Annotated in this window: 25 protein-coding genes and 3 tRNA genes; 22 read left to right on the forward strand and 6 right to left on the reverse strand. The window is 42.2% G+C overall.

Going from position 1 to position 22,351, the window contains the following annotated elements; all coding sequences use genetic code 11:
- The first annotated feature begins 94 nt into the window (after positions 1–94).
- The 3 genes from CMAQ_RS06910 (at position 95) to CMAQ_RS06920 (ending at position 5,718) form a co-directional block, all read left to right on the forward strand.
- Positions 95–2,485 carry a YncE family protein gene (locus tag CMAQ_RS06910; RefSeq protein WP_012186391.1) on the forward strand — a complete coding sequence of 797 codons (2,391 nt, stop codon included), beginning with the start codon at positions 95–97 and terminating at the stop codon, positions 2,483–2,485.
- A 79-nt stretch (positions 2,486–2,564) separates the two neighbouring features.
- Complete coding sequence (locus CMAQ_RS06915; protein ID WP_012186392.1) at positions 2,565–3,719, forward strand: radical SAM/SPASM domain-containing protein; 1,155 nt, start codon at positions 2,565–2,567, stop codon at positions 3,717–3,719.
- Between the two features lie 145 nt (positions 3,720–3,864).
- Complete coding sequence (locus CMAQ_RS06920) at positions 3,865–5,718, forward strand: (Fe-S)-binding protein (protein ID WP_012186393.1); 1,854 nt, start codon at positions 3,865–3,867, stop codon at positions 5,716–5,718.
- Here the strand turns inward: CMAQ_RS06920 and CMAQ_RS06925 are convergent.
- A complete protein-coding gene (locus CMAQ_RS06925; RefSeq protein WP_012186394.1) occupies positions 5,699–5,959 on the reverse strand; it encodes a MazG nucleotide pyrophosphohydrolase domain-containing protein in 261 nt (86 codons plus the stop codon). The two genes, CMAQ_RS06920 and CMAQ_RS06925, sit on opposite strands and share 20 nt — an antisense overlap.
- Before the next feature lie 96 nt (positions 5,960–6,055).
- Between CMAQ_RS06925 and CMAQ_RS06930 the strand changes: the two genes are divergently transcribed.
- A complete protein-coding gene (locus tag CMAQ_RS06930; protein WP_012186395.1) occupies positions 6,056–6,688 on the forward strand; it encodes a class I SAM-dependent methyltransferase in 633 nt (210 codons plus the stop codon).
- Between the two features lie 16 nt (positions 6,689–6,704).
- On the opposite strand, the gene CMAQ_RS06935 is transcribed toward CMAQ_RS06930, so the two are convergent.
- Both CMAQ_RS06935 and CMAQ_RS06940 read right to left on the reverse strand, forming a co-directional pair.
- Positions 6,705–7,793 (reverse strand): glycosyltransferase family 2 protein, encoded by a 1,089-nt coding sequence (locus tag CMAQ_RS06935; protein ID WP_012186396.1) that lies wholly within the window; start codon positions 7,791–7,793, stop codon positions 6,705–6,707.
- Positions 7,787–8,128 (reverse strand): hypothetical protein, encoded by a 342-nt coding sequence (locus CMAQ_RS06940; protein ID WP_012186397.1) that lies wholly within the window; start codon positions 8,126–8,128, stop codon positions 7,787–7,789. The genes CMAQ_RS06935 and CMAQ_RS06940 overlap by 7 nt, the downstream gene beginning before the upstream one ends.
- A 97-nt stretch (positions 8,129–8,225) precedes the next feature.
- Between CMAQ_RS06940 and CMAQ_RS06945 the strand changes: the two genes are divergently transcribed.
- Positions 8,226–8,314 (forward strand) — tRNA-Ser (locus CMAQ_RS06945).
- Between the two features lie 121 nt (positions 8,315–8,435).
- Here CMAQ_RS06945 and CMAQ_RS06950 read toward each other — a convergent pair.
- Both CMAQ_RS06950 and CMAQ_RS06955 read right to left on the reverse strand, forming a co-directional pair.
- Positions 8,436–9,167, reverse strand: a complete 732-nt coding sequence (locus CMAQ_RS06950) for a 5-formyltetrahydrofolate cyclo-ligase (RefSeq protein ID WP_012186398.1) — start codon at positions 9,165–9,167, stop codon at positions 8,436–8,438.
- Positions 9,168–9,477: 310 nt separating this feature from the next.
- Positions 9,478–9,864: an STIV orfB116 family protein gene (locus CMAQ_RS06955; protein WP_083755298.1), complete on the reverse strand. Its 387-nt coding sequence runs from the start codon at positions 9,862–9,864 to the stop codon at positions 9,478–9,480.
- Positions 9,865–10,139: 275 nt separating this feature from the next.
- Here CMAQ_RS06955 and CMAQ_RS06960 point away from each other — a divergent pair, with 275 nt between their 5' ends.
- From CMAQ_RS06960 to CMAQ_RS07010, 12 genes are all read left to right on the forward strand, one after another.
- On the forward strand, positions 10,140–10,904 hold the full coding sequence (locus CMAQ_RS06960; protein WP_012186400.1) for a succinate dehydrogenase iron-sulfur subunit: 765 nt from the start codon (positions 10,140–10,142) through the stop codon (positions 10,902–10,904).
- A gap of 5 nt (positions 10,905–10,909) precedes the next feature.
- A complete protein-coding gene (locus CMAQ_RS06965) occupies positions 10,910–11,377 on the forward strand; it encodes a succinate dehydrogenase/fumarate reductase transmembrane subunit (protein ID WP_012186401.1) in 468 nt (155 codons plus the stop codon).
- A gap of 5 nt (positions 11,378–11,382) precedes the next feature.
- Positions 11,383–11,733: a succinate dehydrogenase/fumarate reductase transmembrane subunit gene (locus CMAQ_RS06970; protein WP_012186402.1), complete on the forward strand. Its 351-nt coding sequence runs from the start codon at positions 11,383–11,385 to the stop codon at positions 11,731–11,733.
- 55 nt (positions 11,734–11,788) lie between these two features.
- Positions 11,789–11,938 carry a hypothetical protein gene (locus CMAQ_RS10720; protein ID WP_156769867.1) on the forward strand — a complete coding sequence of 50 codons (150 nt, stop codon included), beginning with the start codon at positions 11,789–11,791 and terminating at the stop codon, positions 11,936–11,938.
- A 322-nt stretch (positions 11,939–12,260) separates the two neighbouring features.
- On the forward strand, positions 12,261–12,749 hold the full coding sequence (locus CMAQ_RS06975) for a hypothetical protein (RefSeq protein WP_156769868.1): 489 nt from the start codon (positions 12,261–12,263) through the stop codon (positions 12,747–12,749).
- Between the two features lie 30 nt (positions 12,750–12,779).
- Complete coding sequence (locus tag CMAQ_RS06980; protein WP_012186404.1) at positions 12,780–13,613, forward strand: translation initiation factor IF-2 subunit alpha; 834 nt, start codon at positions 12,780–12,782, stop codon at positions 13,611–13,613.
- A gap of 26 nt (positions 13,614–13,639) precedes the next feature.
- Complete coding sequence (locus CMAQ_RS06985) at positions 13,640–13,855, forward strand: RNA-protein complex protein Nop10 (RefSeq protein ID WP_232203833.1); 216 nt, start codon at positions 13,640–13,642, stop codon at positions 13,853–13,855.
- Between the two features lie 26 nt (positions 13,856–13,881).
- Complete coding sequence (locus CMAQ_RS06990; RefSeq protein ID WP_012186406.1) at positions 13,882–14,166, forward strand: 50S ribosomal protein L44e; 285 nt, start codon at positions 13,882–13,884, stop codon at positions 14,164–14,166.
- An 11-nt stretch (positions 14,167–14,177) separates the two neighbouring features.
- Positions 14,178–14,675 (forward strand): hypothetical protein, encoded by a 498-nt coding sequence (locus CMAQ_RS06995; RefSeq protein WP_012186407.1) that lies wholly within the window; start codon positions 14,178–14,180, stop codon positions 14,673–14,675.
- A 45-nt stretch (positions 14,676–14,720) separates the two neighbouring features.
- Positions 14,721–16,130 (forward strand): sulfatase family protein, encoded by a 1,410-nt coding sequence (locus CMAQ_RS07000; RefSeq protein ID WP_012186408.1) that lies wholly within the window; start codon positions 14,721–14,723, stop codon positions 16,128–16,130.
- A gap of 66 nt (positions 16,131–16,196) precedes the next feature.
- On the forward strand, positions 16,197–17,354 hold the full coding sequence (locus CMAQ_RS07005) for a cystathionine gamma-synthase family protein (protein WP_012186409.1): 1,158 nt from the start codon (positions 16,197–16,199) through the stop codon (positions 17,352–17,354).
- 48 nt (positions 17,355–17,402) lie between these two features.
- Positions 17,403–17,490: transfer RNA gene (locus CMAQ_RS07010), tRNA-Leu, on the forward strand.
- 304 nt (positions 17,491–17,794) lie between these two features.
- Here the strand turns inward: CMAQ_RS07010 and CMAQ_RS07015 are convergent.
- On the reverse strand, positions 17,795–18,946 hold the full coding sequence (locus CMAQ_RS07015) for an MFS transporter (protein ID WP_012186410.1): 1,152 nt from the start codon (positions 18,944–18,946) through the stop codon (positions 17,795–17,797).
- Between the two features lie 383 nt (positions 18,947–19,329).
- Between CMAQ_RS07015 and CMAQ_RS07020 the strand changes: the two genes are divergently transcribed.
- From CMAQ_RS07020 to CMAQ_RS07040, 5 genes are all read left to right on the forward strand, one after another.
- The gene (locus CMAQ_RS07020; protein ID WP_198002063.1) at positions 19,330–20,286 is read left to right on the forward strand and encodes a sugar kinase; all 957 of its coding nucleotides are present in this window, start codon (positions 19,330–19,332) and stop codon (positions 20,284–20,286) included.
- 149 nt (positions 20,287–20,435) lie between these two features.
- Entirely contained in the window at positions 20,436–21,029 is a 594-nt protein-coding gene (locus CMAQ_RS07025; RefSeq protein WP_012186412.1) for a MarC family protein, read from the forward strand.
- Positions 21,030–21,101: 72 nt separating this feature from the next.
- A complete protein-coding gene (locus tag CMAQ_RS07030) occupies positions 21,102–21,743 on the forward strand; it encodes an adenosylcobinamide amidohydrolase (protein ID WP_012186413.1) in 642 nt (213 codons plus the stop codon).
- A gap of 57 nt (positions 21,744–21,800) precedes the next feature.
- Positions 21,801–21,874 (forward strand) — tRNA-Asn (locus tag CMAQ_RS07035).
- Between the two features lie 139 nt (positions 21,875–22,013).
- The gene (locus CMAQ_RS07040; protein ID WP_012186414.1) at positions 22,014–22,349 is read left to right on the forward strand and encodes an ArsR/SmtB family transcription factor; all 336 of its coding nucleotides are present in this window, start codon (positions 22,014–22,016) and stop codon (positions 22,347–22,349) included.
- The last annotated feature ends 2 nt before the right edge of the window (positions 22,350–22,351 follow it).

Here is a 22,351-nt window from a genome sequence, read left to right on the forward strand (position 1 = left end):
CTTCTCCTCATCATTAGGCTCTGGTGTCACTCATCACCAGGCTTATTAGTGCTTAGGGGGAATATTTAAATAATTCCCTTAACTGAACAGTATAATGAGAATAATATTAGTAGCTTTACTAGTATGTATATTAGTGCTTCCATTAACTGCACTTAGCTTAACCTTGGAATCATTCACCCCAGTTAACGAAACAATGATTACCCTAACCCCATACATAGGCTACGGCATAGTGATTACTGGGGTTTACTCAAACCCAAGTGTAAACTACCTCTACGTACTCTATGCGCGGATTAACGCAACTGGTGGTGTATTAATAATGAGTAACGGTAACGTGATCGGGAATGTTAATCTCCCCAACTGTACGCAACCTTACCTAGCAGCCATTAATTATGAGGGAAACGTGATCTATGTCTCATGCCCCGCAAGTAACCTGGTTTATGAAATAAACGGCTATACTGCATCAATAATTGGTTCAATTCCAGTTTCCTTTGAGCCAACGTGGGTTTACTACGATAATTACACAAATCAACTATACGTGGTTGCCTATGGTTCCGGGAAATTCCTTCAATACAATATGATTAACTCAACATTAAGGTACTTTGAGGTGGCGTCAACGATAAGTAACCTATGGCCACCTGAGATAATTATACCAAATGGTAAGCTTAACCTAGTATACGTAATATACGCCACAGGTTACATCCTATACCTAAACAATACCACACTGCAACTCCCCAGGAGTTACTGCTTAAACTGCATAATAGTTAACTTAAACTCAACACCCCTCTACGCGTATTATGATGAGGAGCATAACATACTATTCGTATCAACTAAGGGAGGCTTATATGCGTTAAATGGTTCAACAGGCAGTATCCTTTATAATATAAGTATCTCCCCAACATGGCTAACGGCTAACGTTAATGAAAGTCTACTCTACGCCTTAGTCAATGACCTGGTTTACGTTTACGAATACACTGAAGGCATGTACTTTGAAATCGGTGTGATACATTTACCATCAGTTGGGTCATCAATAACAATGATTGGTAATAAGCTGTACGCCGCATTACCCAGCCTAGGCATTATTGATGAGGTCACCTTCTACAAGAGCCCGAATGGACTCTACCCACTATACCTTTACGTAAACTCATCAAACTATAACGTGACTTTAAACGGTCCAGTGGACTTGAGGCTAATTAACCTTCACTATAATGCAACGGTAATGCTGCCTAACGGCATATATAATTTAACAATAATGACTCCTAAGGGTTACTACATTCAGCCGGCTAGCGTAATATTTGCGATACATGATTCAACAGTAAAGATAACTGCACCGGTGTACGCATCATATAAGTTAATATTCATGGAGGAGGGGTTGGCGTTAAATGATACGTGGAGCGTCTGGGTTTATGGTTTAACATCATACGGTAACCTATTTAATGAAACATTATCAGCCCCAGCCGGTAAGGAGATTGTGTTTTATCTTGAACCTGGATCCTATAGGTTCATTATTAATCCAGTGTTCGGGTATTCACCAACACCCCCAAACGGCTTAGTATCAGTATCCTCAGCCGGCAGTATTGTGATTCCAGTTAACTTCACTTTAATTAATTACCCAGTTAACATTAATGTAACTAACATGGTGAGCGGGCTAAGTGTTAAGGCGATTGTGCACGGGAAGACGATAGCCGGTACCACGGTTAACGAGGACTTAACAATAATGGTACCATACTACACCATACTGCTTCCTGACGGTGAATACACGTTTACTGTAACTGATGTGACTTACGGATCATATAATAAGGTCGCGTCCCCAACCGTGAATAACATAGCCTTCACAGTGTGGGCTGGGATTAGGAACATTAATGTGTCTCTTAGTGTTAATTATTACCCACTTGAGGTAAGTGAAACCGGGTTAATTAACAATGTTAAGTGGAGCTTAGGTGTAAGTGGAGTGTTCTTCAATGGTACACGCTACTCCTACGCAACAACCCTAACTTCACCCAGTGACTCAGTAACACTAATGCTGCCTGACGGATCATATACCGTGTCATCAACCTCAAGCTACTTTAATGGATTCAACAACCCGTACAGTGCACCCGCCAGGAGTGTAACGATAAATGGGGCTGGGGCTAACGTTACATTAACATTCACGCCAGTATCCTATACGCTCATAATTAGGGTGAGTACCATATTGGGGTTAGGGCAATACACGGTTAATGTGGTTGGTGTCCAATTCAATGGTCAACCATACTCACTGAGGTTAAAGTCAACTCAAGCACTACTAGCTGTATCACTAGTGAGCGGTGATTACTTAATACAGATTAATGGACCATACTACATTACATCCTACAGTAAGCACTTGGTAATAAACGGGTTCATGCCTGCACCGTTAAGCGTTAGGTTAATAGGATTAATGCTACCTGTAATAATAATAGCGGTTATTGCAGTAATAGTAGTGTTAATGCTTAGGAGGCTTGGATACATATGATGCCTCATTAAGGTATGGATGAAGCATCATTAATAACCTAGGTACGTTTATAAATTAAGCGTAATCCTAGGCTCCGCAAATGATACCCGTAAGCGTCATGGTTACAGGCTCAGGAACAGTATCAGTTAAGATTAAGGGTAGATTCGGGGTTAATCACCCCAGTGAATTCTCAAGCCCAATTAGGCCCGTTGTCTCATGGAACATAACCAGGAGGTGTAATTTAAAGTGCCTGCACTGTTACATAAGTGCTGGTGATGCTGATGAGAATGAGTTAACTACTGAGGAGGCAATGAACCTGGTGGAGCAGTTCAGTGAATTAAAGGTCCCATTAATACTATTCACTGGTGGTGAACCATTAATGAGGGGTGATTTAATTAAGCTGGCTCACTATGCTAGGGATAAGGGTATTAGGATTGCCTTATCCACTAATGGAACATTAATAACTAGGGAAATGGCCTCTAAACTGGCTGAAGCAGGCTTCTCATACATTGGAGTCTCCCTGGATTCAATAAACAGTGAGTTTCATGATAAATTCAGGGGGGTGGGGGGTGCCTTCGCTAAGACTATCCTGGGTATTAGGAATGCCATTGATGCTGGGTTAGATGTTGGCTTAAGGTTCACCTTAACCTCAATGAACATTAATGAGGTTTCATCGTACATTGAATTCGCGTTATCACTGGGTGTTAGGAGAATAACATTTTATCACCTATCAGCCTCAGGTAGGGCTCAAAGGTTAAGTAGGGATTGGTGGTATACACCGTCGCAGTACGTTAAATTCATGAATGATTTAATCAAGTACGCTAAGGATTACTCAGGTAAAATTGAAATTGAAACAACCCTAGGTTCATTCGATGGAGTATACATAGCCCTAAAACTAGCTAAGAATAAGGAGGAATTAGATAATTACCTCAGGTTCGTGGAGTCAACGGGAGGCTGCGGTAGGAAGATAATATCAATATACCCTAACGGTGACGTTTACCCATGCCAATTCATAGACTTCATTAAGCTCGGTAACGTTAGGGAGAAGAGACTAGCAGACATATTAATGGAATCAAACCTAGACCTATTCGTAAACACTGAAAAATACCTTAAGGGACCTAGGTGCTCCGCATGCCAATTTAAGAAGTATTGTAAGGGTGGGGATAGGGCGAGGGCATATTACCTAACAGGTGACGTTTACGGTGACGACCCCCTCTGCCCAATACCAAGCATAATTAATAACCCGCAGGATTAAGTAAGCTTCCCGTGCTTAACATCGCCAATCCCCTCAACCCAATACCCCCTTAGAAGGAATGGAGGAGGTACCCTATCTTGAAGTAAGGTAATCACATTATTTAAAAGGACCACTGTAATGTTAATACACGCCATGGGTGCTGTATGTGGTATTGCCTAAACCCACCCCTGGTGGCGTATTGATTAGTTACGTGCTTTACCTAGTTAACGTACTAGTAGTGGTAATCATAGTTTACAGGCTTTACTCCGAGGCTAGGCGTGGTGGCTTAGGTTTAAGTGCAGCTAGGTTAATTAGATTCATTAAGTATGAGGCATCAAGTTACCGTAAAGGTATGGTGCATTTAATGCACTTATCAATACTACTCGGCGTCTCCTTATCAATACTATACACGTTAATCTACCCATTAACCTACGGTAACCCAGTGGCGCATTACGTGATGTTCATTGCATCAACCCCATTAATACTAGGCTTAATCACCGCCCTTGCCTGGAGGTTTAGGGTTCTTGCGGATTCATTCAAGGTTTACAGTGACTTAAGGATTGAGGAGGCTGTTAAGCGTAGATCCATTATGCTTCAATCCATACTAATGCTTGTAATAGTGTTAACATCATTAACCCTTGCATTAACCCTATTCACCGGGATCATTTACATTGAGGTTAAGTTCACGTTATCGATTATTGACTACGCATTAATAGCCACATACTATGTTAAACCCGAGGTTAATCTTTACCTGAACCTTGACTTGAATCTACCTAACCTTAGGGAGGCCTTCAACCTTAAGGATGTCCTCGAGGGTAAGGTGGATGCATCCCAGGTTAAGGTGGGTGCGGAGAGGTTAAGTGACTTAGCTGACTACGAGTTACGCAGCCTCGATGCATGCGTGGAGATTGGTGCATGCGAGGAGGCTTGCCCAGCCACATTAGCAGGTAGGCCATTATCACCGAGGATGTTCATTAGGAAGCTTAAGTACATTAAGGATTCAAATGGACTTAATTCGGATTTGCTTAAGGTTATTATTGATGATGAAGCTTGGTCATGCACAACCTGCGGTGCATGCGTCTACAATTGCCCAATTGGGGTTAGGCACATTGACTTAATAATTGACGTGAGGAGGAGACTGGTTGAGTTAAGTAGGCTTGATCAAAAGAAGTCAACACTACTACTTAACATTACCCAGTACGGTAACTCAATGGGGATTAGTAATTACGGTAGGCATGAGTGGTTGAGGGAATTAGGGGTTAAGACAGTTAAGGAGAATCCAGGCTTCAAGCACCTACTATGGGTTGGATGCATGGGTAGCTTCGACTCAAGGACTAGGGAGATTATTAAATCCTTCATAGATATTATTAAGGCTGCCGGTTTAATTAATGACTTTGCAGTGCTTGGTGATGAAGAGACCTGCTGCGGTGACCCATTGAGGAGACTTGGTGACGAGGGTAGGTTCCAGGAGGTGGCTTTAAACAACATTGAGGTCTTTAGGAGGTATGGCGTTAAGAGTATAGTAACCATATGCCCCCACGGTTACAACACGTTCAGTAACGAGTACCCTAAGTTGGATGAATACATGAGGAATGTATCAATTAAACACCACACTCAATTCATAGCTGAGTTAATTGAGAAGGGGCTTGTGAAGGTTAAGGGAAGTGGAGAAGTATTAACTATCCATGACCCATGCTACTTAGCCAGGTATAATAAATCCACTAAACCGCAGAGGATAATAGTCTCCTCAGTGGGTGTTCTCAAGGAGCCTAGAAACAGTGGTGAGAGAACATTCTGCTGTGGGGCTGGTGGAGCTAATTACTGGTATGATGTACCCGAGAGGAGTAGGATAAGTAGTATTAGGTTAAGTCAATTAACCGAGACTGGGGCTAAGACCATTGTGACGATGTGCCCATTCTGCAATGCAATGCTCAGTGACGCCGCAAGGGTGGGTGGATTCAAGGGTAGGGTGATAGATGTTGGTGAGCTTGTTAAGGAATCTATGGTGGGGCACCATTAGTAATGTACTTGCGTTTAAAGGCCTCCTCAACATCAATGTTAAGTAAATTAGCCACAGAGAGTAGCCAGGCGAATACGTCAGCTATCTCCTCCATCTTAGCCTCCTCATCACCCTTCAACAGGGAGTCCGCCAACTCCCCCACCTCCTCAACAAGCCACGTGAATGTTTGGTAAAGCCCCCTCCTTGAATCCTTCTCGAAGTAAGCCCTCCTAATCAATTCCTGAGCCTCCCTGATCTCCATGAATCCACCCAGTACCGCTAATATTTAACAATAATCATTAATACGCCTCGCATTTCAGCGTAATCTTTTTAAAGATCTAATTCGATATCGAATTAGATGATGCGTGAAAGCATTGTGAACGCATTATCAAGGGTATTTAAGATTGATAGAAGTGCAGTGATTAGTGCCCTAAGTGGGTACAGTAATGTTGATAATGTGTTAAGGGCAAGGTTAAGAGGTAGGAGGCTATGGGGTGCGTTGTCACCTGAGAAGAGACCGATACTTTATGTAATAATTAAGCTTCTTAAACCCAAGATAGCCGTGGAGACCGGCGTAGGGGCTGGTGTATCCAGTACCGTGATTCTAAGCGCCCTTAATGAAATTAACGATGGTTTACTTTACTCCATTGAGATAAATAGATACTATGATGAGGTTAACCCAGTGGGCTTCATTGTTCCAGAGGAGCTTAAGGCTAAGTGGATTCTTCTAATAGGTAGTTCAAGGGAGTTACTTGAGAAAACCCTAACCCAGCTGGGTGATGTTCAATTCTTCCTACATGACAGTGACCACAGTTATGATAATGTATTATTTGAACTTAATGAGGCTTGGAGCCACATGAGGCATGGAATCATACTTATTGATAATTACAGGTTCAGTAATGCAGCAGTGCAGTTTGCCAGGAGGGTTAATGCACCTTTAATAGAGTTAAGTGGTGAAGCCGGTGGCTTAGCAATGATACCTAAGTTTTAATCCCCTTAAATTAACTTTATTTACTAATCTTCTCCCACATTAATTCCTTAGTCCACAGGTTCCTGACCATGGCGTACATCAGTATGAATTGCTGCGTTACCCAAGCCCTGAAGGGTGACCACACTAATAATACTAAACCCACTGCAATTAAGGCGTATGCCCACAGGCTCCCTGAGGCTAGGAGCAGGATTGCGCCAATTGGGAGTAGCCATGGGTTCATTAGGTGAATGTAGGCTTCAGTGTAGTAGATTGGTTTATAATTGCTTGGTTTAGGTAACTTAATTGACTTCATGAAGCTCTGCAATAGGTGTTGAGCCCTCCTAACCCTCCACCTACTATACCCATTACTTGGAACATACTCCATGCAAACCACGTTCTCCGGAATCACGGCTCTAAGACCCATTGAGGCAACCCTAACTCCCGTATATGAGTCATCTGCACCAATATCCGTTGGAAAACCACCAATACTCCTAATTAAATCCCCCTTAACAGCCAGTAATTCACCGTGGAAAACAACAGTGGAGTGTATCTTACTTTCCCCAATCCTCAAGGTATTGTAAAGCCTCCTATAGGCATCCTCAGTTGATCCACCACCCCTAGGTACCTTTACGCATGAAACCAAACCCACCTGCTCATTACTAAGCCACTTAACGGCGTTAATTAATGAGTCCTTAACCCAAAGTGAATCAGCATCAGTGGTCACTATAATACTACCCGACGCAGCCTCCAACGCCTTATTTAATGCATGGCCCTTACCCATCCTGGGGCCCTTAATGTAACTTAAGTTAACTCCCCTATGCCTACTCAACCACTCCTCAACCTTAACCTGAGTATTGTCACTGCTTGAGTCGGATATTATTAACTGGATCTTATCCAGGGGGTAATTCTGTTCAAGAATATTATCCAGCTTCCCCAGTATCATGTTCTCCTCATTATATGTAGGTATTATGATGGATACCGCGGGTAATTCACCATCATTAACGTTAATTGAGTTAATTAACCAAGGCCTCCTAGCGTAGGTTAGGATAATAATGTAGTAAATTAACGGTACCGCAACGTGTATCAGTACTAGGAGTAAACCCATGTAGAGTAATTGTATCAGCATATGCTTGATGATAATGAGTAGACTGAGTAAGCGGTAACAGTGAACATTATCATAGCCACTAGCAGCAATAGAAGTGATATTGAATCAACCCTACCCCACCTAATAATCCTATACGCCGAGTATATGAGCATACCGGTTGCTATGGTTGATATAGTCACCGAGTAACCGTAAGTTGGACCACACTCAGACCTAACAATGGAGACGCTTATACCTGTGGGTGCCACTAGATTCCATAAACCAAACAGAAATATCACGGCAACAATGGCTAAAATTACAGCTAACGCAAACCCCTCCTTACTTATATTAAGTTCTGAACCACGGGACACAGGATCCATGAATATGCCGGTTTAAAAACATTATCATTAATGCCTCATTCGAATTGATCATTATTTAAGGTAAATTTTTAAAAATCACCAACTAAGCAGCATTTAGGCCGGGGTGGCCGAGCCTGGTCCAAGGCGTGGGCCTTGAGAGCCCATCCCCGCAAGGGGGCCCGGGTTCAAATCCCGGCCCCGGCGCCAGGGTTTCATTCCTGTATTATTGTTTAATTATTGGAGATTAAATATGCATACGTTAATGCATTAATCACGCGTAATGTCACTTAGGCTTAACTATGTTTTAGAAGTGAGGGGTAAGGCTTCATTAAATATTATTCATTCTCCTTAATTCCGCTAAGAGTGGTATCTCATTCATCATTTCATCCGTAACGTACCCCCAGTATATTCCTTTCGGCTTCTCATCAATTCTATTAACCTTAATAACCCTGCTGGGTGTTACTATAATGTCCACAGGTAGGTCGAAGGGTTCCTTAGGTATTTCATCATTAACCAGTTGAAGTTCATGAACAGTGGTTAAAACAGGCGTATCCTCATTCACCTTACCCAATGCACTAACTATTCCCCATTCAATCTCAGCATAGCCGTGGGATTTACCAAGTCTCCTACCGTTACTGGGGTTAACGGCTACTGAACCTATTATCACAAGGTTTATTTGCGGTGCATCCCATGGTTTAATGGGTATACCCCATTTGAATGAGCCGCCTATGGTTGATGCCTCATCATAATACTGCCTCGGTATCCTACTTGAATCAAGTAGGAGGAATCCCTCCTTAATCCTGGGGGTTGGTACAATAACCAGTTTACCGTGCCTCAATGCGAGCTCCCTGCAGTATCGTTGAGGTGAATCAGGATTAATCTTAATAACCCTAGCCTCCTTAAACTCAGGGAGTGTTGAAGCTAATCTACATGCCTCCTGGGAACCCACGAAGTTCGGTATCCTACCGTAAACTGGTCTTGGAAATGCAGCCGCATTACTCTCCTCAAGTATTCTCCAAACTCTCTCCCTAATCGCCTGCTTAACGGCCTTAATATCCATGTTAACTTCAAGGGATTCTCTAAGTTATAGCATACTTAAAACTTCATCTTTTAAAGTGAGGCAACGTCATCAACCTCAATATGATTATTTAATGCTGAGAAATAATGAAACACAATTAGAGTATTATTTTCAATAAGTTACAAGAGAAAGTTAAGGAAAGAGAGCATGAGAATTACGTAACTACCCCAGTGAGGTTAAGAAACACATTGAGAAGGGTAACCCAGTGCAGGCCCAGTGGGAAGTGTGTAATTACTGTTGAGGAATGTGTTAGATAAATTGTTTTTAAGTTTGTGTTGAATAATCGAATGCATTAACATGGGTATGGGTCTATGAGAACCCTATATAATTTAATAACTCCCTTATCAATCAACTTAAGCAACTCACTGGGGTTGCTCAACTGATTCTTATCCACCTGCCCATTAATGTGCAGTAATATACCCATGCTAATCTCATCGGTTACCAATTGCCCGCTGTTAATGGGTACGTTAACACCAAGTAGTGTTGATAAGGCTTGTGCAGTGTCCTGCCTCTCAATATAACTGATTATTTCCTTACCCTGCACCATGCTCTTCGCCTCATCTACACTCATTTGGTTCAGTCGTATTATGCCTCCGCACGGTAGCATGCATGATCCTAGTCCATTTAGGAGGTATACCACGTTCTCGGACATAGTTCCTCGCCGGGAATCAAGAATCATAAGTTAATTAATCCTTCCCATTAATCAAATAATTAATTGTGTCGTATAGTGATTAAACGAACGCACTATTTATTGCTGCATTTAATCACTATACTTAGGCTCATGGTTATTTACCCTTAACTCGTATTTCATTTAATATGTTTAAACATATGTAATTTAATGTATGAAAAGAATTATGCATGGGAATGTATTTTATCGTATAGTTGTGTAGCCAAATGTTCGGCGGTTGATAAGCTTTAAAAATCAGTCACTAATCTATCTCTGAGATCAATTATATGTCCTCAGTTAAGGCAGATATTAAGATAGAGATTAAGAGGAGGGTGTTCACATTTAGAGTTAAACGTTATGACCCTAAGACAAGTGGCTATAAGTGGAGTGAGTATAAGGTTGAGGTTACTAATAGGCAGACTGTGCTTGATGCATTACTTAAAATTAAGGCGACGCAGGATTCAACATTAGCTGTAAGGTATAGTTGCAGAATGGGTATATGCGGTTCCTGCGCAATGGTAATTAACGGTACCCCACGGTTAGCCTGTGAGACTAAGCCCTTTGAATTGGGCACTGATGTAATAACAGTTGAACCATTAAGTAACCTTAAGCCAATTAAGGATCTAGTCACGGATATGGATGAATTCTTTGAGAAGCATAAGTCAGTGGACCCATGGTTAATTAGGAAGGATGAGAAGGAGCAGTTTGAGCAATTAAACACCTACTACCCTCAAACTGAGGAACAGTTAGTGAATTACCTGGAATTCTCATACTGTATAAAGTGTGGTGCCTGCTACGCCGCATGCCCAATGGTTTTCCTGAATAAGAATTACCTTGGACCGCAGGCATTGGCGGCCGCCTACAGGTGGAGTGCTGATAATAGGGATGAAGGCTACGTGCTTAGGCTTAAGATTATTGACTCAGATAATGGAGTGTGGTCATGCCACTACAGTGGCACATGCAGTAAGGTTTGCCCCAAGGGCGTTGACCCAGCGCTTGCAATAAACCTACTGAAGAAATCATTATTAACCGGTAAACCACCGGCTAGGTGACCTAGGTGACTGAGAAATTATCCACTAAGAGGAATTCACCTAAATGGTCCCTGTGGTTTAAGGGGCTTGATGAATGGTTACTAATATTCCAAAAGGTTAGTGGAGCCATACTTGCAATTTACCTGATAGGACATGTACTAGTTATATCAACGGCATTAAACTTCGGTCACCCAACGCCATTAACCTGGGAGAAGGTCATAGGGTTTATTGAGGGGCCTCGGGTAGTAGGTATTGCGCACGTCGGTACAATAATAGAATACCTCATAGCACTATTGGCGGCTGTTCATGGAGCCAATGGTGTTAGGCTAATACTAATGCAGTACTTCGGATTAGGGTTACCTAGGCCTGAAAGGCACACGTACCCAATGGTGCCATCACCTAGGAAGAAGCCGCAGATGATCTACAAGTACTTAGTGATAATTGTTGTAGTTATTTTCATAGCCTTAGCATCATATGTAGCCTTCGTAGGGTGATGGGTATGGTGGCTAAGTCAACCCTAATGAAGTGGCATTACATAACCGGTCTAATACTAGTCGTGGTTCTTGGAATACACTTAGCCTTTAGGTGGCCTAGCTATGAGGCGTCAATTGCGTGGTCTGGGCCTCATGGAGTCTATGAGCAGTTAATGAATATAGGTTACATGATTGCAATATTCATACTCCTCTATGCAGTCACATACCATGCAATGAATGGTTTAAGGACACTGCTCCTTGAACTTCACCAGGGGAGGTACTGGAACATAGCAGTTGACGTAGTAATAATAATAGTGGGTGTCTTCATAGTAATCGTTGGTACAGTGGCCTTAGTGGGTGCTTTATCAACGATTTAAGTCTTCACTGCAATTCTCAATAAAATTAATTTACCACTTGTTAATTAGGGCTTCTATGGTGCACTTGTATGTTAAAATGGCTGTGGCGTTAATAGTTATGTTAGCGCCAATAGTGCTAATAGATTACAGGGATGTTTTAGCGAAATGGTGGCTTAGATTCAAGACACGGGTAGGTAAACGCAGAGGCAAGCAGGTTAATGCCTGAATTTAAGGCAATGCATTATGAAGTAAAGCGTAGATTGGGAAGAAGGAATACAACAAATACTGTAGTGTTTTATTCATTGACATAGAGGTATCCCCTGCCTCCTTATAGGGATGACTACGAATTATGATTAATGAAGACTTACTCAAGTTGCCTCATACCCATGAAGTATTACTGAAACCCAAGTTAAAGGTCATGCTTATGCACTTCAATAATCATGGAGAAAGACTTATTAAACCAGTGGTGTTAATGAAATTGCCCCGCCCGGTTAACCCGCCCCCATATGTTGGAAACTTTTATTACCGTTATTGTTAATGATGACTCCATGGCTATCGTTAACTTAACCTTTGAGTCGCCTATCAATATTAGGTGCAGTAATGGGGAGGAATACTTAGTTGCATTAATACCTCAATACATTGGTAATTTAATTAATGAGGGTGAGTGTGTTAAGGCTGTGATGATTCCCAGGGGTTGGGTTGGGAGGCTTCATAATTACATTGAATTAGTCTCATTCCTAATTAAGAATAATGTGAGGCTTATAGTGTCATTAAGTGAACTCAATAGTATTAATGAGTTTCTGAGGCGTAGGTTAATAATAGTGCCTCATATTGATGATTCAAGATTCATGAGTGAGATCACTGGGTTTGAACGCGCCTCATTCTTCGCCAATGCATCACTAATACTCAGTAACCCACCTAGGCTTAGTGAAGTCTTCATTCACCTACCACCCCCCAGGTTGAGGAGGGGTTTTAACTTAATTTACGGTGCACCAACTATTCAAGCTGACTTAATCTACATGGTTCATTACCCTTAGTTTTTTAAACAGGTGATTATTGAGTCGCCTATGAGTAGTACCGGTAAGAAGACTACGCAAATGCCGGTGGTTAGATTCTATAGGAAGCAGTACCCTGATGTTGGGGAATTAGTCGTAGGCACTGTTAAGAGCATTGAGGAGCATGGAGCCTACATAACCCTTGATGAGTATGGGGGAGTGGAGGCCTACGTACCCATTAATGAGGTTCTTCAATCCTGGTTCAGGAACATTAGGGATTACTTGAAGGTTGGGTCTAAGGCAGTCTTCAAAGTCATAAGGGTTGACCCAAGGAGAGGCCTAATAGACCTCTCATTAAGGAGGGTTAGGGATGAGGAGAGGGAGAGGAAGTTCAATGCATGGAAGAGGAACTTGAAGGCAATTAAGCTAATGGAGATAATAGCCCAGAAGATGGGTGTAAGCTTAAGTAAACTAATGGAGGAGGCCGGGTGGAGCATCATGGAGTATTACGGTGACTTATATTCAGCTTTCGAGGACGCGGCTAAGGGTAACATTGATCCATTAATTAAACTGGGTATTAGAAGGGAGTTGATTGATGAGATTGTAAGGGTGGCTAATGAGAGGATTGAGAAGCCTAAGGTAACCATAGTGGGTGTGTTAAGGATGATAAACCTAAGGCCTAATGGCGTTGAGTACATTAGGAAGATACTGGATAATGCTGTTGAGGAGGCTAAGAAGCTTGGTGTTGAGGCTAAGATATACGTAATAGGTCCACCCAGGTATAGGATTGAGGTCACTGGAAGCAATCCGAAGCATGTTGAGGAGGCCTTCGAGAAGTTAAGTAACCTACTGGTTAATGAGGCTAAGGCTAATGGTGGGGAGGCCTCAGTATCAAGGAGCCAGTGAAGGGGGTGATGATGGTTAAGTCAGTGATGATGAAGTGCACTAGGTGCGGTAAGTATACCCTAAGGAAGGATAAGTGCCCCTACTGCGGAGGCCAATTAACAAACCCCCACCCACCCAGGTACTCGCCTGATGATAGAATGTGGAGGTATAGGCTTATGCTTAAGGTGGCTCTAGGTCAATTAAACGTCAGTGAGGAGACTAGGAGGAGGATCCTTGAATCATTAGGACCCGGAAAAGTTTAAAATAGTTTACTGAATCACCTATTAGCATGAAGATACCCAGGGTAATTAGGACCTACTGCCCAAGATGCAGGACATACACTGAACACACAGTCACCCAGTACACCACAGGTAAGAGGAGGACTCTCTCAGAGGGTCAGAGGAGGTATGAGAGGAAGCTACTTGGCTACGGTTCATCAAGGAAGCCTAAGCAGAAGACATTCTATAAGGTCACTAAGAAAGTTACCCTTAAGTTAACCTGCAGGCAATGCGGCTACGTGACGCATAGAACCATTGGCAGGCTTAGGAAGGTTGAGTTAGTGGAGACTCGTTAAGGGCCCTTTATATGTCACAGCAGAGGTTAATTATACTCAGGTGGTATGGATCCATTAGACTCTACCTTCTACTATCAATAATACTCGCATTAGTGGGCTCATACATGCTTGGTTACTCACTGGTACTGCCCAGTAGTTACTTAACAATGCTTAGTAATGAAGCTGAGGCAGCTGCATCATTACCATTCCTAATAAGGTTCATTGATGGGTTAATAGCCTTAATAATAGCCTACATACCCTACGCCGGTATTGGTTGGATGTCATACAACATGATTGGTGTCGGTGAATTAGGCCTAATCCACCCGCTTCAATCAATCGTCCAAATGTTCTACCTAATGATACTTACAGTATTCCCGATGGTTGACGGAACATTACTAGCAACTGTACTGATTATAAGCAAGTTAAGTAGGATTCAATTACCGGCCAACTTCATAAGGTCAACGTTAATACAATACTCTATATCAGTGGGTGTTTCACTGGTATTATTCCTAATACTGATTTCCCTATAATAAGTTAGGGACTAGACTTATATATTCTTGAATCCTAATCACCTAATGAGTAAGCCTGATTTAAACATAATTGTGATTGTTTTAGATAGTCTTAGGCAGGATCACGTCGGCTTCTATAGGAGCCTATATGGTTGGCCCAGGGTTTTTGATAATGTCCCACCACCGGATACGCCTAACTTGGATAAGTTGGCTTCAGAAGGCATCGTATTCACTAATGCTTACCCATCAGGGTTACCGACAATACCTGTTAGGGAGGAATTATTGACTGGGCAATTCACGCTACCATACCACCCATGGTCACCAATGCACCCCGACTCATACACAATGCCCGAACTACTGAGGGGTTTAGGCTACTTCACTGGCCTAGTATCAGACACCTACCACTTATTTAAGCCAGGCATGAATTACACTAAGGGCTTTGACACATGGTTCTTCATTAGGGGTCAGGAGTATGATACATACGGTATACCGCCTCCGGTTAATAGGCGTGTTGATGATTATGTTACTAAGGATTATTACAGTAATTACGCTGGTTCAAGGGCTTATGTTGAGCTTGTTGCCCAATTCCTAGCCAATATAGATGATTGGAGGGATGAGGGTGATTGGTTTGCGGCTAGGGTTTTTAGGACTGCGATTAATTGGGTTAAGGATGCTTACAGGAAGTATTCAAGGTTCATGCTTTGGATTGATAGTTTCGACCCACATGAACCATGGATCCCGCCGTCAAGGTTCGATAAGTACACTGACCCAGGTTACAAGGGACCTAAATTAATACTACCCATGGGTGGTGATGCAGCTAAGTGGTATACCAATGAGCAGGTTAACTACATTAGGGGTCTTTACGCCGGTGAAGTCGCGTACGTTGACTACTACTTTGGTGAATTCTATAATGCATTAAGGGATCTAGGACTCCTTGAACAATCCATAGTAATACTCCTAGCTGATCACGGCCACCCACTGGCTGATCATGGGAAGTTCCTTAAGGGTGGTGATAGACTTTACAGTGAACTACTAAAGGTACCATTCATGGTTAGGCTACCTAATGGTAGGCACATTGTTACTGATGCCATTGTTCAATTCCCAGATGTCTTACCAACAATACTTGGTTTACTTAACCTACCTGAAACATACACATACCCACTTGCCGGTAGGAGCTTCGCGGATTTACTTAATGGTTCATCAAGGGGGCATAGGGCTTACGCAATAATGGGTTACCATGAGGCTGCTGATAGGTGTATTAGGGATGGTGAATGGAGCCTAATCTATAGGCCTGATGGTAGGCACGAATTATATAACCTAGTAAAGGACCCAAGGGAGAGGGTTAACTTGGCTAGTGAAATGCCTGATAAGGTTAATGAAATGATGAGTAAACTAGCGTTATGGTTCATGAATAGGAGTAGGCCAGTGAGGCAGATACAGGCTAGGTATGAATTAGGGGGGACTGGTAAGGCTTGAGTTAAGGCATTAATGACCCAGTCCCTGGGTGTAGTATTTTTATAAAAGCCCCTTAAGGGTTGAGTAATGGGTAATGCAACTGATTCAATTCACGGGCATGATCACGTGGATGAGTATGGATCAGTAATACCGCCAATATACTTATCAACACCCTTCAGGCAAATCATTGAGGCTAACCCATCTGATAGGGGCTTTGACCTAAAGTACTCCAGGGAGGAGAACCCAACCGTCAGGTACCTTGAACATGTATTGGCTAAGCTTGAGAAGGGTGTTGATGCGTTAGCCACTAATAACGGTATGGCTGCAGTCTCCACAGCCTTAATAAGCATTCTTAAGTCAGGCTCAAGGCTAATCCTCCCAGCTGAAATATATGGAACCACCCTGGGCTTAGCCATAAACATGGATAAGTTCAACGTAAGAACCATAATCACCATGCCTGAGACTGAGGATTTAGCTGAGGCCATTAAATCCAACCCCAATTCAATCATATTGATTGAGACCTTAACTAACCCAATGCTAAGGGTTATTGATGTGGACTACCTGGTTAAGGTATCTAAGGATAATGATTCATTACTAATAGTTGACAACACCATGGCTACACCAATACTCTATAGGCCAATTGAACATGGAGTAGGCATAGTGATTCACAGTGCCACTAAGTATATTTCAGGACACAATGACGTCCTAGCAGGAGCCATAGTGGCCGGTGAAGCCAATGTGATTGAGGAAATGTGGCAGTGGAGGAGGAGGCTGGGTACGATAATACAGCCCCTTGATGCTTACCTAGCTTTAAGGGGTGTTAAGACAATGAGCCTAAGGGTTAGGAAGCATTGTGAGAACGCAATGATCATTGCTGATTACTTAAGCAATCACTCTAAGATTAAGGAGGTTTACTACCCTGGGTTAAAGTCAAGCCCATATCATGAGTTAGCCTCAAGAATGTTCAATGGGTTATACGGTGGAATAGTGTCATTCAAGGTGAAGGGGGATAAGGAGGGGGTTCGTGTGTTCCTTAATTCACTGAAAATCATTAAACCAGCCCCAAGCTTCGGTGGACCAGAGTCACTGATAATGTACCCAATAACCAGTGCAGCCCAACCAATACCAGAGGAGTATAAGGCTAAGTTAGGTATTGATGAAAGCCTACTCAGATTATCAGTGGGGTTAGAGGACGTGGAGGATATAATAAATGACCTAGACAACGCACTTAGGCAGATACCGTAATGGTTAATTAAGAAAAAGCTTAAAAACAATGAAGCGAACAAGGCAAAGGCGGGGGTGCCCGAGCATGGTCAAAGGGGGCGGGTTCAGGTCCCGTTGGCGTAGGCCTGCGTGGGTTCAAATCCCACCCCCCGCACCATTTACGCTAAACTTCCCCACACTTAAGCTGCTACTAATGAGTGATTACTGATAGAGCAGTGTGCATGCGTTAATGAGTATTTCGTATTCAAGTTGCCTACATTATTTTCCTTCAATTAAAAGAATCTGAGCCATACCTAGCAGGGTAATTAACTGCAATAGAACTATTATAGCCACTAATAATCACCGCATTATATTTAACCATAGGGTTACGGCATAGTTAGTTAATGAGCATTTAACCCATTGAGGCATATTGCTAAGTGGTAATGACCATGTTAATGAATAATGCAATTAAGTGCTTATGCTTATCTTAATGAGAACTTTATGCCAAGTATTACTGCAGATACCAGTGACAGGAATGCGCTTATGAGCATTACCACCCCTAACCCAAGCCCTAGGTTTGATGCAAAGGTGAATGCTATTAAGGGTGGTCCAATACCACCTAATACCCTACCCAGTGTGAATACTAGGTTTGATGCAGTGGCCCTAATGTTAACTGGGTAGAGTTCACTCATTAATACTCCTAGGTATGAGAATACTGATGATGAGACGTAGGTTAAGGCTATTGACGGTATCATGTAATCCAAGAGACCTAAATCAGCGGTAACTAATAATGCCACTGATGATGCAAGAGCAATAATGCTTAACGCCACTAGAACCCTAACTCTACCATAGAGGTCTGATAAATAGCCAGCTAAAGTGTAGGCCAATGCACCTATTACCGGTAGCACCAGTAGCCATAGGTTTAGGTTACTGATACCTATCTGCTTCAGGTAAGTTGGAGCCAGGCTAACCAGGGGCACTGTGAGCATGAATGCTGAGGCTACAATAACAATACCCAGTATTGTTAACCACATGAACCTATCCTTAAGAACCTCACTATAATTAATCCTCCTAAGGCCAACCCTTGATACTGTTTCAGGCATGATTATTAACCATGGTAGTGATGAGAGTAAACTTACAGCACCAGTAACTATTAGTACTAGGTTCCATTCATGTATGATGCTGTATACTAGTGCATCAAGCATGATGCCAATGAAGTAGAGGCCTTGGGTTAAACCACCAATTAAACCCCTACCGCCCCTCCAATTCTCAGCAATAACGGCATAAGTTATACCATTTTCAGGATTAACCCCGAATCCCACTAGGAACCACGCCACGTAAAATTCCCACAGCGTCCTGGCAAAGCCCGCTAGTAATGTCATCAGTGAGAATAATATTACTGATGTCATAAGCCCAATACGCCTACCGTATGCATCAGCAATCATACCGAAAACCACACCACCAATAGCGCCACCAATAAACGATAATGTAACCATCAAGGTAAGTGCGGTAACAGTAACGTGTATTGATAATGATATTTCAGGAAATAGGTAAACCACTGAGAAGATGCAGAAGGCACTCATGAGGAATGGTACAAGGACACTAAGTACCAGTAGGATACTCCTAATACCCATAATTTCATGCCTCTAGATACAGTTTAAAAATTACCCCTAATATGCTTAAAAATTCACAGGATTGGAGGCATCATTATATAGCAATTAGACAGGAGGGAAGTCTACTGAAGTTGCATTAAGTTAATTGTGTCTGAATTCAATAAGCAGTGAACACTAAGTAATTGCACCATTAACGTAGCCTTGGTATGGGTAATTCCACATAACCTTGAGGTGACATTCTCAGGAGTTAGGGGAGTTCCTAACTGGAGTTACTAAGTTGCTCTATTGGTGTAGACTTGTGCAGGTTCGAATCCTACCTTCACCATTATTGGGATTTAACCATGTTTCATATTATAATTTAAAGTAATGTTTTAAGCCTTATGCCTTATTGAATATGGATGAATATGGATGTGATTTCACTTGGTGAGCTTATTGCTGAGTTCGTTAGGGTTCATAGAGGGGTTATGCATGATGTTGCTGACTTATACATGGGTCCATTCCCAAGTGGTGCACCGGCAATAACCATTGATTCAGCAGCTAGGCTAGGGCTTAATGCGGGTTTCATTGGTGTTGTGGGTAATGATGACTTTGGACACATGATAATTAATAGGCTTAGGAGGGATGGTGTTGATACTCTTCGTGTGATTATTGATAATGATTCAATAACTGGGTTAGCCTTCGTGGCTTATGATCAATCAGGTTCAAGGAGATTCGTATTTAACCTCAAGTGGTCTTCATCAGCTAAATTAACACCAAGTCTCATTAACCCAGACTACTTTACAGGGGTTAGGGTTCTTCACGTTTCTGGGTCAACAATGTATATTGGTAAGGGGCCGAGGGATGCTTGCATTAAGGCAATGAGTGAGGCTAGGCGTAGAGGGGTCTTAGTGTCGTATGATCCGAATGTGAGGGTTGAGTTAATGAGTATTAATGATACTAGGGAATTATTCCTAAACTCACTAAGGCTAGTTAACGTACTCCTCATTAGTGAGGAGGAGGTTAACGTATTAATGGGTGGTGGAGGCGCCTTGGAGAATGCCATTAAATTGCTTAATAAGGGTCCTGAAATCATTGTTGTTAAGAGAGGCGTTAATGGTTCATTTGCGGTAAGTAGGGGTAATCAGTACCATGAGGAGTATGCCTTTGAGGTTAATGAGGTTGACCCAACGGGGGCTGGTGACGTATTTAATGCAGCCTTCATTTACGGTTACCTGAAGGGCTGGGGGATTAATCAAATACTTAAGTTTGCTAATGCCGCTGCGGCTATTAAGGTGACTAGAATGGGACCCATGGAGGGCCCTGGCGGCATTAATGAGGTTCTTGAATTAATGAGGAAGGGTAAGCAACGCGGCGTTAAGTGAATTAAATATGTTTATAAATCTCATACCTATTAGAGGTGTGGTGATGAGCCTAGGCTGGGTGATTGGTGAGCTTGGTTAATAGCGCTGATTATATGCAAGAGCCTCCTTAAGCATTAATACTTTAAAATAGGCGTAATGACTCCAACTAAATGGTAGCCTTCAGCCTATTTGACTCACTTGTGGCCGCTGTGCAGCTTTACGCAATTATAGATCCACTGGGTGCAATACCCCTACTGGTCAGTGTGCCTGACTACGAGAAGATGATGAATAAGTTTCTTAGGCTGGTCGCCGTAACAGTACCCCTTCTTCTACTCCTCTTCGCCTTCGCAGGCCCCTTCATATTCTACGTCTTCAGCATTAACATTAACGACTTCAGGGTTGCCGGTGGTATAATACTACTTATAATAGCTATTGATGTGCTTAGGGAGGGTACACCGAAGACCATGGGGATTAACCCTGAGGATTACGTTATAGTCCCAATAATAACACCAATGCTTGTTGGGCCAGGTGCAATAACCTCAGTCATGGTTATGGTAACCTACTACAACATATTCAGTGTAATAACCGCAGTATTGATAGCCTCCTTGGCAACCTACATTACCATGAAATACTCAGTGTACTTAGTTAAGTTAATAGGTAATAATACGCTTAAAATATTTGCAAGATTCTTCAGCCTAATAATAGCATCATGGGCAATTCAATTAATAGCCTCAGGAATAATCAACATAGTTAAGGCAATTTAATAACACCAATAACCCCATGGCGTAAGCTTAAGGGCCCATTAATCTAAAATAGGCTACTGGTTAAGTTCAGTAGTGATTAGGCAGGTTAAGGTGGTTAATGGGGACTTAATACTAGTGTTAAGTAATGCCATGGATTCATTATCAAGCACAGTTGATGGTGGTTTAAGGCATGGTATAAGGTACATCATACACCACCACGTACCCAGTAACTTCAATACTGACCCAATGCTGGAGGTTAGGAGGGTTCATGAAGCATTATTAATTAATAGTAATGAGGCGGTAACATTCCTCACAGCCACTGAATTACCTAAGAACCATGTGATTAATGAGGAGAACATGTATGGTTTAAGCGTCGTGGTCTCATTGACCATTGGTCTAAGTAACCCCTATAGGATCAAGAACGGTAACGTAATTAGCCTACTACGTAACCCCTCAACGGTTAATATAGCTGTAATTATTGACGCTAATTTAACTCAACAAGCCCTAGTTGATGCAGTAGCCCTAATAGCGGAAACCAAACACGAGACCCTAAGTGAGTTAACTAACGGTAAGGTTCATGGAACAACAAGCGATGCAATAGCAGTATTATCCTCAGGTAATGGTGAATTAAGGCCATATGCAGGCCCAGCCACTGACGTGGGTAAGGCCATAAGCCACGCAGTGTACGGTGCCTTGGTTAAGGCCTATGAGATTAATCAATATAAGGATCATTAATCATTAGGCGCATTGACTGGGAAAATTTTTAAAAGGCAATAAACAAGAACCATCAAAGCCGCCGTAGCTCAGCCTGGTGGAGCGGCGGGCTGTTAACCCGTAGGTCCCGGGTTCAAGTCCCGGCGGCGGCGCTAGGGAATGGTTTTTGCCCTTATTCTTTTTCAATTCTTAGATGTTGATTAAATTTAATAATAATTTAACCGCATTAAGTAGTGGATTTAAGGGATTAATGTGAAAAAGCATAAATAAGAGTTATGCCTTTGAACAAGAATGGATACTGCATCTAGGGATGGCTCAACAATCAGGGAATCATGCAGTAGATTTAGTACAGTGGTTTGGTTGTTCATTAACTCAAGGGGTGCTGAGGTTAGGCTTAAGATTATTGAAAAGCTTAGGGAGAGGCCGATGAATATTAATCAGTTGGCTATGGAATTGGGCGTGGATTACAAGACTGTTAAATACCACTTAATGGTTCTTGGGAAATACGGTTTCGTTAGTAGAATTAGCAATAACTATGGTTCACCGTATTATCTCTCTGATGAAGTGTTTAAACATTGGGATGAATTAATTCAAATCATTAACAGTTATAAATCTTACAAGGGATAATA

The sequence above is a fragment of the Caldivirga maquilingensis IC-167 genome (genome assembly GCF_000018305.1).
Lineage (GTDB): Archaea > Thermoproteota > Thermoprotei > Thermoproteales > Thermocladiaceae > Caldivirga > Caldivirga maquilingensis.